9 protein-coding genes are annotated in these 13,071 nt (G+C 73.6%); 7 read left to right on the top strand and 2 right to left on the bottom strand.

Annotated features, from left to right (window positions below):
- Window positions 1–42 precede the first annotated feature (42 nt).
- The 3 genes from ACZ6IM_RS29030 to ACZ6IM_RS29020 all read left to right on the top strand — a co-directional run bounded on the left by ACZ6IM_RS29030 (window position 43) and on the right by ACZ6IM_RS29020 (window position 3,973).
- On the top strand, window positions 43–1,470 hold the full coding sequence (locus ACZ6IM_RS29030; protein WP_052838331.1) for an NAD(P)/FAD-dependent oxidoreductase: 1,428 nt from the start codon (window positions 43–45) through the stop codon (window positions 1,468–1,470).
- 129 nt (window positions 1,471–1,599) lie between these two features.
- Window positions 1,600–2,058, top strand: a complete 459-nt coding sequence (locus ACZ6IM_RS29025) for a hypothetical protein (protein ID WP_052838330.1) — start codon at window positions 1,600–1,602, stop codon at window positions 2,056–2,058.
- 97 nt (window positions 2,059–2,155) lie between these two features.
- Window positions 2,156–3,973: a chitinase gene (locus tag ACZ6IM_RS29020; RefSeq protein ID WP_052838329.1), complete on the top strand. Its 1,818-nt coding sequence runs from the start codon at window positions 2,156–2,158 to the stop codon at window positions 3,971–3,973.
- Here the strand turns inward: ACZ6IM_RS29020 and ACZ6IM_RS29015 are convergent.
- Entirely contained in the window at window positions 3,912–4,601 is a 690-nt protein-coding gene (locus tag ACZ6IM_RS29015) for a phosphatase PAP2 family protein (protein WP_052838328.1), read from the bottom strand. The genes ACZ6IM_RS29020 and ACZ6IM_RS29015 overlap by 62 nt on opposite strands.
- Before the next feature lie 44 nt (window positions 4,602–4,645).
- On the opposite strand from ACZ6IM_RS29015, the gene ACZ6IM_RS29010 reads away from it, so the two are divergent.
- Window positions 4,646–5,479, top strand: coding sequence for a tetratricopeptide repeat protein (locus ACZ6IM_RS29010; RefSeq protein ID WP_469560413.1), 834 nt, complete (start codon window positions 4,646–4,648; stop codon window positions 5,477–5,479).
- A gap of 414 nt (window positions 5,480–5,893) precedes the next feature.
- Here ACZ6IM_RS29010 and gabT read toward each other — a convergent pair whose 3' ends face one another.
- Window positions 5,894–7,228 carry a 4-aminobutyrate--2-oxoglutarate transaminase gene (gene gabT / locus ACZ6IM_RS29005; protein WP_469560410.1) on the bottom strand — a complete coding sequence of 445 codons (1,335 nt, stop codon included), beginning with the start codon at window positions 7,226–7,228 and terminating at the stop codon, window positions 5,894–5,896.
- A 252-nt stretch (window positions 7,229–7,480) separates the two neighbouring features.
- On the opposite strand from gabT, the gene ACZ6IM_RS29000 reads away from it, so the two are divergent.
- The 3 genes from ACZ6IM_RS29000 (at window position 7,481) to ACZ6IM_RS28990 (ending at window position 13,071) form a co-directional block, all read left to right on the top strand.
- Window positions 7,481–9,607 carry an ATP-binding protein gene (locus ACZ6IM_RS29000; protein WP_469560407.1) on the top strand — a complete coding sequence of 709 codons (2,127 nt, stop codon included), beginning with the start codon at window positions 7,481–7,483 and terminating at the stop codon, window positions 9,605–9,607.
- Window positions 9,608–9,772: 165 nt separating this feature from the next.
- Window positions 9,773–11,440: a PucR family transcriptional regulator gene (locus ACZ6IM_RS28995; protein WP_052838324.1), complete on the top strand. Its 1,668-nt coding sequence runs from the start codon at window positions 9,773–9,775 to the stop codon at window positions 11,438–11,440.
- Window positions 11,441–11,625: 185 nt separating this feature from the next.
- The gene (locus tag ACZ6IM_RS28990; protein ID WP_469560403.1) at window positions 11,626–13,071 is read left to right on the top strand and encodes an aldehyde dehydrogenase family protein; all 1,446 of its coding nucleotides are present in this window, start codon (window positions 11,626–11,628) and stop codon (window positions 13,069–13,071) included.

The raw sequence follows: 13,071 nt of genomic DNA, 5'->3' as shown, positions 1-13,071 counted from the left end.
TCGGTGCAAGCACGTCAGCTGTATTCGTAGGGAGTTGAAATCATGGCCCCGAGCGCCATGAGCCGCAGCAACGACTGGACGAAATCCCTTTCCGACGCCCAGCCGGTCCCGTACTGGCTGGACGACCCCGGCCGCCCCCGTCCCGAGGCCGCCCTCACCGGCGCCGAGACCTGCGACCTGCTGGTCGTCGGCGGCGGCTACAGCGGACTGTGGACCGCGCTGATCGCCAAGGAGCGCGACCCGGGGCGGGACGTGGTACTGGTCGAGGGCCGCGAGGTGGGCTGGGCCGCCTCCGGCCGCAACGGCGGCTTCTGCGCCGCCTCCCTCACCCACGGCCTGTCCAACGGCCTCAGCCGCTGGCCGGACGAGATCCACAAGCTGGAGGAGCTGGGCGCCCGCAACCTCGACGCGATCGAGGCGGCGGTCGCCCGGCACGGCCTCGACTGCGACTTCGAGCGCACCGGCGAGATCGACGTCGCCACCGAGCCGTACCAGGCCCGCGAACTCGAGCAGTGGTACGAGGAGATCCGCGCCAAGGGTCTCGCCGAGGGCATCGAGTACCTGGACGCCGACGCCGTACGGGAACAGGTCGACTCCCCGACCTTCCGGGCCGGCCTGTGGGACCGGCGCGGCGTGGCGATGGTCAACCCCGCCAAGCTGGTCTGGGGCCTCAAGCGCGCCTGCCTGGCCCTGGGCGTCCGCGTCTACGAGAACACCCCGGCGCTCACCCTCAAGCCGTACGGCGCCGGCATGGCCGTACGCACCCCGTACGGCGGGGTCCGCGCCCGCACGGTCGCGCTCGGCACCAACATCTTCCCGAACCTCGTCCGCAGGGTCCGCCCGTACACCGTCCCGGTCTACGACTACGCGCTGATGACCGAGCCGCTCGGCGACGCGCAGCTCGCCTCGATCGGGTGGAAGAACCGGCAGGGACTCGGGGACAGCGCCAACCAGTTCCACTACTTCCGGCTGTCCCGCGACAACCGGATCCTGTGGGGCGGCTACGACGCCGTCTACCCGTACGGCGGCCGGGTGCGCGCCGAGTACGACGACCGCCCCGAGACCTACGCCAAGCTCGCCGGGCACTTCTTCGCCTGCTTCCCGCAGCTGGAGGGCGTCCGCTTCACCCACGCCTGGGGCGGCGCCATCGACACCTGCTCGCGCTTCTCGGCGTTCTTCGGCACCGCGCACCAGGGCAAGGTCGCCTACGCGGCCGGGTACACCGGTCTCGGCGTGGGCGCGACCCGGTTCGGCGCCGAGGTCATGCTGGACCTGCTGTCGGGAGAGCGCACCGAGCGCACCGCGCTGGAGATGGTGCGCAGGAAGCCGCTGCCGTTCCCGCCCGAGCCCTTCGCCTGGACCGGCATCGCGCTCACCAAGTGGTCGCTGGCCCGCGCGGACGCGCACGGCGGCAGGCGCAACCTGTGGCTGCGGACGATGGACCGGCTGGGCCTCGGCTTCGACAGCTGAGCCGCCTCGCTGTGCGGGCCTGTGACCCGGTTCACCCCAACGAGGCACGACAACCCGCGTAATGCTGCCGGGAGACCTCCCTCTCCCTCGTGACGCACCCCGCGTCGACGAGTGAAAGGGAGGTTTCACATGCCTGGTGCGAAGACGGCGGTCGCGTGGCTGGCATCCGTCGCACCGGATCCCGAGTCCTGCCGACGGGACTGGGAGCGCGACCCTTCGGGCGTCGCGCTGCTGCCCGCGGGCAAGGCCTGGGACGTGCTCATCCTGCCGAGCAGGCTCGGCTATCCGACCCTGGACGTGCTCTCCCGCGTCCTGGACCAGCCAGGCCCGGTGCTCGCCGACTTCGGCGACGCGCGCACGGGCTTCTTCGTGCCGGCCGGCACGGCGGCCCGCTGGGTCGGCACCGGCATCCGGACCGCCGGGCTCGGCACCTGGATCGTGGTGCCGTACCCCGGCGGACTGTCGTCCGGCGGCACCCGCTGGCTGATCCCGCCGGACGGGACCGGCACCCTCACCGATCCCTCGCTCCTGGAGCTGGCGATGCACGAGGCGGCGGCGGCCCTCGCGGCGGAGGAGAGCGGGGGGTAACCGGCGGTGAGGTGCGCAAGGGGTTGACAACAGAATTGGTCTGGACCAAGTTGGGCGCGCTCCGTCCTCCCCATCTCCCCCATGTCCGGAGGCACTTGTGGAACGCGCCAGACCTCTCGCCCGTCGCCCCCTCGTCACCGTGCTCACGGCCGCGGCGCTCGCCGCGTCCGGCCTGACCGCGCTCACGTCGGCCGCCCGTGCGGCCGACGCGGACCTCGCCCGCAACGGCGGCTTCGAGTCCACGCTCGACGGCTGGACCTGTACCGCGGGCACGACCGTGACCTCGCCCGTCCACAGCGGCACGACGGCCCTGAAGGCCACCCCGGCCGGCGCCGACAACGCCCGCTGCGCCCAGACGGTGTCCGTCAGACCGGACTCCCAGTACACGCTCTCCGGATACGTCCAGGGCACCTACGTCTACCTCGGCGCGAGCGGCACCGGCACCACCGACGTCTCCACCTGGGCCCAGTCCGCCCCCGACTGGAAGCAGCTGACGACCACCTTCCGCACCGGCCCGTCGACCACCAAGGTCACGATCTACACCCACGGCTGGTACGGCACCGGCGCCTATCACGCCGACGACATCTCCCTCACCGGCCCGGGCGGCGAGACGGGTCAGCCCCCGGCGGCACCGGGCGGCCTGAAGACCGGCTCCGTGACCTCCTCCGGCGTCGCCCTGTCCTGGTCACCGGTGCCGGGCGCGACGGGATACGCCGTCTACCGCGACGGCGCCAAGGCGGCCACCGTCACCGGCACGTCCACCACCGTGACCGGACTGGCCCCCTCGACGGCGTACTCCTTCCAGGTCACCGCGGTCAACGACGCGGGCGAGTCGGCCCGCTCCGCCACGGTCACGGCGACCACCGCCCAGCGCCCGGACGACGGCGGCGGCTCCTCCGACCTCCCGGCCCACGCCCTGGTCGGCTACCTCCACGCGAGCTTCGCCAACGGCTCCGGCTACACCCGCATGGCCGACGTGCCCGACAGCTGGGACGTCATCGACCTGGCCTTCGGCGAGCCCACCTCGGTCACCTCCGGCGACATCCGCTTCGAGCGCTGCCCGGTCAGCGAATGCCCGAACGTGGAGAGCGACGCCGAGTTCAAGGCCGCGATCAAGGCCAAGCAGGCGGCCGGCAAGAAGGTGCTGATCTCCATCGGCGGACAGAACGGCCAGGTGCAGCTCACCACCGCCGCCGCCCGCGACACGTTCGTCTCCTCCGTCTCCGCGATCATCGACGAGTACGGCCTGGACGGCCTCGACATCGACTTCGAGGGCCACTCGCTCTCGCTGAACGCCGACGACACGGACTTCAAGAACCCGAAGACCCCCGTGGTCGTCAACCTCATCTCGGCCGTGAAGACCCTCAAGGCCAAGTACGGCGACGGCTTCGTACTGACCATGGCGCCCGAGACCTTCTTCGTCCAGCTCGGCCACCAGTACTACGGCACCGGCAAGTGGGGCGGCCAGGACCCGCGGGCCGGGGCCTACCTGCCCGTGATCCACGCCCTGCGCGACGACCTGACCCTGCTGCACGTCCAGGACTACAACTCGGGCCCGATCATGGGCCTGGACAACCAGTACCACTCCATGGGCGGCGCCGACTTCCACATCGCCATGACCGACATGCTGCTCACCGGCTTCCCGGTCGCGGGCGACGCGAACAACGTCTTCCCGCCGCTGCGCCCGGACCAGGTCGCGATCGGCATGCCCGCCTCCACCAACGCGGGCAACGGCCACGTCTCCCCGGCCGAGGTCACCAAGACCCTGAACTGCCTGACCAAGAAGACCGACTGCGGCTCGTACGCGACCCACGGCACCTGGCCCGCCCTGCGCGGCCTGATGACGTGGTCGATCAACTGGGACCGCTACTCGAACTGGGAGTTCCAGAAGAACTTCGACGCGTACTTCGGCTGACGCCCCGCGGGGTCCGGCGGTCCACCAGCCGGACCCCGGCCAGCAGCACCACCCCCAGGCACCAGCTCGCCACCACGTCCAGCGGCCAGTGGTAGCCCCGCCGCACCAGCCCGTAGGAGGTGCCGAGCACCAGCAGGGCGCACAGCACCACCAGCGTGCGGCGCACGGCCGGCGCGCGCAGCCGCCCGAGCAGCAGCAGCGTCGCCGCGCCGTACGCGACGACCGCCGTGGCGGTGTGGCCCGAGGGGTAGTAGCCGACCGCCGGGGGCACCGCCGGGGTGCCGGGGCGGTCGGTCCACTCCTTCAGGGGGGCCACCAGCGCCGGCACCAGGACCATCGCCAGTGCCCCCGCGAGGGGCGGCAGCCACCAGCGGTCCATACCTGTGGCGCGCCCGTGCCACGCCGCGTACACCAGCGCCACGACCAGGACGGGCACGGCCACCTGCACATTGCCGAGGTCGGACAGCAGTTCGGAGAACCGGTCCGGGTGGACGAGCGCCCGGCTCAGCCGCTCGTCCGCCTCGGCCAACGGGCCGTCGGCGACGACCTGCCAGGTGATCAGGACGAAGAGGAGCACGGGAAGCCCGACGAGGGCGGAGGGGACGCGTGGCGGGGCGGAGACCGGCATGACGCCCAGCTTCGCAGGCCCGCCCTCGCGTAGTCTCACCGCCCGTGACGACCATACGAACGGCACGGGACAGCCAGTGGGGAGAGACCTTCACACGGCTGCGGACCATGAGCAAGGAGGGCCGGTACGAGGAGGTCGAGGCCGAGGCACGGGCCCTGGCCGCGCTCCCGCGGCGCCCCTGGCGGAGGCGTCCGCCGCACTGGGAGGCGAGGGTACTGGCCACGGGAACGGCCGTCATGCACGGCCGGGTGGCCGAGGCGCTGGACGAACTGGACACGCTGATCGCGGAACTGGAGCCGGCCGGCCTCAACTCGCAGATGCTGCGGCTGATCGCCCGCGGCAACCGCGTGGTCGCCCTGTCCGGCCTGCGGCGGTACGCGGAGGCGGAGACGGAGGCGAACGGCATCCTGGGCGAGCTGAACCGGATCGCCCACCGCGCCCCGGTGTCGGCGCTGGAGATCACCACCCTCGGGCACCTGGCCACCGTGCTGTGCGGGCTGGCCCGGCACGAGGAGGCGGAGGCAGTCGCCCGTGGCAACCTGTCCCGGACGGACGGGCCCGCCGCCGGCGTCCTGCGCACCACGCTGGCGCGCAGCCTGAACGGGCAGGGCCGCCACGAGGAGGCGCTGGCCGAGGTCCGCCGGGACGTGCCGCAGCCGCCCCGCCATGCCGCCGGGTACCGGGACCTGGTCACCGCCGAGGCCCTGCACGGCCTGGGACGCCGCGCCGAGGCGGAGGCCGCCGTACGACGGTCGCTGGCCGACTGCGAATCGCGGCTGCACCCCGCCCATCCGCGCACCGGCGAGGCCCGCGCCCTGCTGGCCCGCGTCACGGGGGAGGACCCTCGCGAGGAGACCCGCGGAGAAGCGGAGGGATGAACAGAACAGGGGGTGACACACCGAAGGGCCGACACAAGGGGGGGAGTGTGTCGGCCCTTCGGTGAACCACCGTCCCGAGTGCCGAGGCGGTCGTCCTGACCGGAACGCCGCGCGCCCCGGGGGGTTTGGGGCGGGCGACCGTCCGATCGGTGAGGAAGCCGGAACCCGTGGGCTCCGGTTGTGTGCGCGAGGCACGACCAGGTCGAAGCCGGGGAAGCCTCGTCCTGATGATCCGCCCACAGTCCCCTGTGGGCGGGTGTATCTCTCATCTGCGTAGAACCTACGGCAGGGGGTGCGCTCAGGACAGGGCCATCGGCGTCCTGCCATCCACCCCGCACACGTTCTTCACACGCTCTGCCGGTCGCCCCGCCAGGCGTGCGAACCGCAGCTCAGATGCGCGTTCGACGCTCGTCCTCAGACGCGGGTGAAGGCCTGCTCGATGATGTCGAGGCCCTCGTTCAGCAGGTCCTCCCCGATGACCAGCGGGGGCAGGAAGCGCAGCACGTTGCCGTAGGTGCCACAGGTCAGGACCAGCAGGCCCTCCTGGTGACAGGCCTTGGCGAGCGCGGCGGTCGCCTCCGGGTTCGGCTCCTTGGTGGCGCGGTCCTTGACCAGCTCGATCGCGATCATCGCGCCGCGGCCCCGGACGTCGCCGATGACGTCGAACTTCTCGGCCATCGCGGCCAGGCGGGACTTCATGACCGCCTCGATGTCCTTCGCGCGGGCGTTGAGGTCCAGCTCCTTCATCGTCTCGATGGCGCCGAGCGCGCCCGCGCAGGCCACCGGGTTGCCGCCGTAGGTGCCGCCGAGGCCGCCGGAGTGCGCGGCGTCCATGATCTCGGCGCGGCCGGTGACGGCGGACAGCGGCAGACCGCCCGCGATGCCCTTGGCCGTCGTGATCAGGTCCGGGACGATGCCCTCGTCCTCGCAGGCGAACCACTGGCCGGTGCGGCAGAAGCCGGACTGGATCTCGTCCGCGACGAAGACGATGCCGTTGTCCTTGGCGAACTGGCTGATCGCGGGCAGGAAGCCCTTGGCCGGCTCGATGAAGCCACCCTCACCGAGCACCGGCTCGATCACGATCGCGGCCACGTTCTCGGCGCCGACCTGCTTGGTGATCTGGTCGATCGCCTGCGCGGCGGCCTCCGGACCGGCGTTCTCGGCACCGGTCGGCCAGCGGTAGCCGTAGGCGACCGGCACGCGGTACACCTCGGGCGCGAACGGGCCGAAGCCGTGCTTGTACGGCATGTTCTTCGCGGTCAGCGCCATCGTCAGGTTGGTCCGGCCGTGGTACCCGTGGTCGAAGACGACCACGGCCTGCCGCCTGGTGTACGCCCGCGCGATCTTGACGGCGTTCTCCACGGCCTCGGCACCGCTGTTGAACAGGGCCGACTTCTTGTCGTGGTCGCCCGGCGTCAGCTCGGCCAGCGCCTCGGCGACGGCGACGTAGCCCTCGTACGGCGTGACCATGAAACAGGTGTGGGTGAAGTCGGCGAGCTGCGCGGACGCCTTGCGTACGACGGCCTCGGCGGAGGCGCCGACGGAGGTCACCGCGATGCCCGAACCGAAGTCGATCAGACGGTTGCCGTCGACGTCCTCGATCACCCCGCCGCCGGCGCGCGCCACGAACACGGGCAGCGTGGAGCCCACACCCTGCGCGACCACGGCCGTACGGCGGGCCTGCAGCTCCTGCGACTTCGGGCCGGGGATGGCGGTGACGACGCGGCGCTCCTGCGGAAGGGCGGTCATGGGGGCTCCTGGGGTCGTGCGGGCAAACGCTTGACTTCTTTTCTCGCAGGCTAGGACCGGGGGTGCGGGGTGGGCATGCTCCATGTGGGCGTTGTCCGCGTGGCCGGTTGTCCGACATGGACAGGTGTCGGAAACGGCGACATATGGACACGTCGACGCGGGCCCGGCCGCGTAAGCGATGAACTCCCCTTGGGAGGGCGTTAGATTGGCTCGCTGATGGTGGATGGAGCGGCTGGTCAGGGGGCAAGGGCGATGGACGGCGACGGGACCCGGGACGCGCGGGGCACGCATGCGAATCCGGTGCCGCGCCCGGCGGGACCTCCCGAGGTGCCCGCGGTGCCGCCCACGGTGCCGCCGCGGCCGACGCGGGCACCGGGGACCGGGGACGGTTCGGCCTTCCTGACCTGGCTGCGCACCCCGCGGCCCCAGGCGCTGCCCGGCGTGTGGCGGTTCGGACACCGGCCGCGGCCCGAGGAGGAGCCCGAGCGGGTGCCGGGCAGGCAGCTGCTGAGCGGCGCGGTGATCGCCTTCCTGGTCGGCTGGCTGATCTGGTCGCTGCTGTGGAACGGCTACCTCGGCGGCTGGTGGCTGCTGCCCCTCTACGCGATGATCCCAGACTCCTGGGCTGAGCCCCACAGCTTCGCCTCGGTCGTGGTCGTCTACGCCTACTACGTCCTGATCGCCGGCATCATCATGGTCGCCGTCGGCCGGCTCGGCCGCTGGGGCGAGATCTGGCGGCGCTACGGCCCGCCCGCCTGGCGCCGTGCCACCCCCGCCGGCGGCCCCGTGCCCGCTCCCGAGGAGGACCCCGCCGCCTGGCCCGCGCTCCGCGCCGCCGGTGCCCACGACGCCGCCGAACGGCTCGCCGCGGACGCCCGCTCCGGGCTCATGCGGGACGTCGACCACGCCCGCATCGTCCGCGCCTGGCAGGGCGTGCAGCGGGGACGGCACAGCCTCGCCACCTTCACCGGCGCGGTGCTCAGCCACGGTGCCGGCGCCTGCCCGCACCCCTCCGGCGCCCGCGACCTGCCCGTCCGGCAGGCCCGGCACGACCTCGTCACCGGCCAGGTGCGCATCGGCACGGCCGCCGACGACGCCCGCAACCCCTATGCCTACCGCGGCGCCGGCCTCGCCCTCGGCCCCGACCTGCTCGGCACCTCCCTGCTCGCCGTCGGACCCGCGGGCTCCGGCAAGACCGGCAGCGTGGTGCGCCCGCTCACCGAGTCGCTGTGCCTGCACGCGCTCGCCGGCCGCGCCGCGGTCGTCGTGGTCGGCGCGGCGGGCGCGGACCTCGGCCCGGCCGACGCCTACGACGTCGTCGTACGGATCGGCAACCCGGACTCCGTGTACGACCTGGACCTGTACGGCGGCACCACCGACCCCGACGAGGCCGCCGTCGTCCTCGCGGAAGCGCTGGTCGGCGACCTCACCGAGCAGCACCAGGGCGGCGACACCCGGCGCTCCACCACCGTCCTCGCCCAGCTGCTCGGCCCCTTCCGCGCGGTGCACGGCCGCTTCCCCGGCGTGCCGGAACTGCGGCAGCTGCTGGAGGGCGCCGCCGGACCGCTGGCCGAGCTGCGCGAGGGGCTGCGCGCGGCCGGGCAGGACTCCCTGCTGCGCGAACTGGACGCGCGTGAACGCCAGATGGACCGGCCCGGCGACGTGGGCGGCGTCCTCGCCGACCGGGTGGCGCTCCTGGACCGCCCCGCCTTCGCTCCCTTCTTCGACACCTCGGGACAGTCCCGGCCCTTCTCCCTCAAGGCCCTCGACCACCCGGTGCGGGTCCGCATCGACCTGCCCCAGCGGGGGCACGCCGACGCCTCCCGGATGCTGGCGCGGCTGGTGCTCGCCCAGTTCACGGCGAGCGTCTCGGCGCGGGAGGACCGGTCGCTGTTCGCCTGCCTGGTGCTGGACGACGCGAGCGGCGTGGTGACGCCGGAGGCGGTGCGGGGCGTGCAGCGGCTGCGCTCGGCCGGTGCCGGCGTGGTGCTGACCCTGCGCACCCTGGACGACGTACCGCGTGCGCTGCGGGGGCCGCTGCTCGGGGCCATCGGGTGCCGGATGGCGCTCTCCGGGCTCACCCCCTGGGACGGGCAGGACTTCGCCGAGGTGTGGGGCAAGGAGTGGACCGAGGCCCGCGACGTCACCGACCGGCAGATCATCGCCGAGACCCCCGCGGGCAAGGCGGTGCACATGCTCCGCCGGGTGATCACCGGGAAGGCGCCCACCGCGCGCGCGGTGACCGTCCGCCAGGTCGAGCGGGAGCGCTGGTCGGCCTCCGAGCTGGCGCACGCCGTGCCGGCCGGGCACGCGGTGCTGTCGCTGACCAGCGTCAAGGGGGAACACGCGCCGCCGCTGCTGGTGGACCTGCGCGGGTGAGTCGTACGGGCCCCGGGCGGGCGCGTGGGACCGTACAGTGAGGCAGAATCGACACAGGTCGTTCATACGCGGCGGCCAAAAGATCACGGAGACTCCACACCGAACCGCGGGCACCCCGCGGCCTGCCCGCACCACCCGACGCAGACCCCGAAGGCCCAGGCCCCCATGCCCCCCACGCTCGCCTCGCTCGTCCACCACTCGGCGCTGAAGCTGACCGTGCGCGCCGGCGAGGACCGCCTCGACGTGCCGGTGCGCTGGGCCCACGTCAGCGAACTCGCCGACCCCGTGCCCTACATGGAGGGCGGGGAGCTGCTGCTGATCACCGCCCTCCAGCTGGACGCCGAGGACCCCGCGGCGATGCGCCGGTACGTGAAACGGCTGGTGGGCGCCGGAGTGGTGGGCCTCGGATTCGCCGTCGGGGTCAACTACGACCACGTCCCCGAGGCACTGGTGGACGCGGCCCGGCAGGAAGGGCTGCCGCTGCTGGAGGTGCCGCGCCGCACCCCCTTCCTCGCCATCAGCAAGGCCGTCTCCGCCGCGATCGCCGCCGACCAGTACCGCGCGGTCACCGCGGGCTTCGCCGCCCAGCGCGAGCTGACCCGGCGGACCCTGGCCGACGGCCCCGAGGGCCTGCTGGCCGCGCTCGCCGCCCAGGTCGACGGCTGGGCGGCGCTGTACGACGCCTCGGGCGCCGTCGTCGCCACCGCACCCGAGTGGGCGGGCCGCAGGGCCGCCCGGCTCACGGCGGACGTGCAACGGCTGCGCGAGCGGCCCGCCCCGGCCTCCTCCGTGGTCGGCGGAGCCCACAACGCCGAGCACCCCGAGAACGCCGACCGGGTCGAGCTGCACTCCCTGGGCACCTCCCGCAGACCCCGCTCCGCGCTCGCCGTCGGCACGGCCGCCGCCCTGGGCACCGCCGAGAGGTACGCCGTCCACTCCGCCATCGCCCTGCTGACCCTCACCACGGAACGCTCCCGCTCCCTGCACGAGGCCGGGCTCCGCATCGACGCGGCCGTGCTGCGCATGCTGCTGGCCGGCGAGCCCGACCACGCCCGCACGGTCGCCGGGGACCTGTACGGCGGCCTGCTGGACGCGCCGTTCCGGGTGATCGTCGCCGAGTCGGGGGCGGCCAGGAACCGGGCCTCCACGGCCGCACAGGCCGCCGGTGACACGGGCGGCGACCCCGGCGGCGACCCGCTGGGCACCCTCGGCACCCTCGGCGCGCTCGCCGAGGCGGCGGAGGCCGCGGCGGCCCGCTCGGGCGAGGCGGTGCTGGTCGTCCCGGAGGGCGAACGCCTGGTGCTGCTGGCCACCGACGGCGGCGCGGCCGTCGCCGCCTGCGTCGAGCACGCGTCGGCGCTGGAGGCCGCCCGCCCGTCGTCCGAGTCCCGCGCGGGCGGCGACGAGGAGAGCCTGGTCGTCGGTCTCTCGGCCCCGTCCGGTCCCATCGCCGCGGCCACCGCCTACAAGCAGGCCCAACAGGCCCTGTCGGTGGCCCGCAGGCGCGGCCGCGTCTGCGTGGAGCACGAGCACGTGGCGGCCGGCTCGGTCCTGCCGCTCCTCGCCGACGACGCGGTGCGCGCCTTCGCCGACGGCCTCCTGCGGGCGCTGCGCGACCACGACGCCACCGGCCGGGGCGACCTGGTCGCCTCCGTGCGTGCCTGGCTCTCCCGCCACGGCCAGTGGGACGCGGCCGCCGCCGACCTCGGCGTCCACCGCCACACCCTGCGCTACCGGATGCGCCGGGTGGAGGAGATCCTCGGCCGCTCCCTGGACGACCCGGACGTCCGCATGGAGCTGTGGCTGGCCCTGAAGGCGACGGCACCCGAATAGGCCCGTCCGGCGCTTGAGGACGAGGTCTTCCTCGCCCCGTACTCCCGCCCACCTGGCCGCCACGTCGAACAACCCCCACCCACCACTACACCCCGGACAAGCGCCCCCCACACCGCCCCGCCCTACCGTGGACTCCGAACCCGTAGAGACCACCACCCCCAACGCGGAAGGGCCGGGACTCGACAATGACTTCCACCCACGCCTTCTGGCTCGCCGGCCGCCAGGCCACCGGCGAGTCCGGCTTCGACGTCACGTCCCCCTGGGACGGCAGCACCGTCGGCACGGTGAGCCTCCCCACCGATGCCCAGGTCGAAGAGGCCGTGGCCGCCGCGTACGCCGTACGGGACGAGTTCGCCGCCACCCCCGCCCACCTCCGCGCCGCCGCCCTCGACCACGTCGGCCGCCGCCTGGCGGAGCGCACGGAGGAGATCGCCCGCCTGATCTCCGCCGAGAACGGCAAGCCGGTCAAGTGGGCCCGCGGCGAGGTCGGCCGCGCGGTCTCCGTGTTCCGCTTCGCCGCCGAGGAGGCCCGCCGGTTCAACGGCGGCGAGGCCCAGCGCCTGGACACCGACGCCGGCGGCCAGGGCCGCCTCGCCCTCACCCGCCGCTTCCCCAAGGGCGTCGTCCTCGGCATCGCGCCCTTCAACTTCCCCCTCAACCTGTGCGCCCACAAGATCGCCCCCGCGATCGCCGCGGGCGCGCCGATCATCCTCAAGCCGGCCCCCGCCACCCCGCTGTCCGGCCTGATCCTCGGCGAGCTGCTCGCCGAGACCGAGCTGCCCGCCGGCTCCTGGAGCATCCTCCCGGTGCCCAACGACAAGATGCCCGCCCTGGTCCAGGACGAGCGGCTGCCGGTGATCTCCTTCACCGGCTCCGAGACCGTCGGCTACGCGATCATGGACTCGGTCCCGCGCAAGCACTGCACCCTGGAGCTGGGCGGCAACGGCGCGGCCGTCGTCCTCGCCGACTGGGCGAGCGACGAGGACCTGGACCGGGCCGCGCAGCGCATCGCGACCTTCTCCAACTACCAGGGCGGCCAGTCCTGCATCTCCGTGCAGCGCGTGATCGCCGACGCCGCCGTCTACGACCGCTTGCTGCCGCGCATCGTCGCCGCCGTCGAGGCCCAGGTCACCGGCGACCCGAACGACGACGCGACGGACGTCGGCCCGCTGGTCAGCGAGGCCGCCGCCGAGCGCGTGGCGACCTGGGTCGAGGAGGCCGTCACCGCCGGCGCCAAGCTCCTCACCGGCGGCAAGCGCGACGGCGCCTCCTACGCCCCGACCGTCCTCGCCGAGCTGCCCGCCGACACCACCCTCGCCCGCGAGGAGGTCTTCGGCCCCGTCCTCAGCGTGCAGAAGGTGACCGGCGAGGCCGAGGCGTTCGCCGCCGTCAACGACTCCAAGTACGGCCTCCAGGCAGGCGTGTTCACCCACGACCTCCAGGCCGCCTTCCGCGCCCACCGGGCCCTGGAGGTCGGCGGTGTGGTCATCGGCGACGTCCCCTCCTACCGCGCCGACCAGATGCCGTACGGCGGCGCCAAGCAGTCCGGCGTCGGCCGCGAGGGCGTGAAGTTCGCGATGGACGACTACACCTACGAGCGGGTGCTGGTCCTCACCGGACTCGCGCTCTGA

Source organism: Streptomyces sp. NPDC042336 (assembly GCF_055581985.1).
Note: the sequence above shows the minus strand (reverse complement) of the source record. Positions and strands in the feature narration are given on the sequence as shown.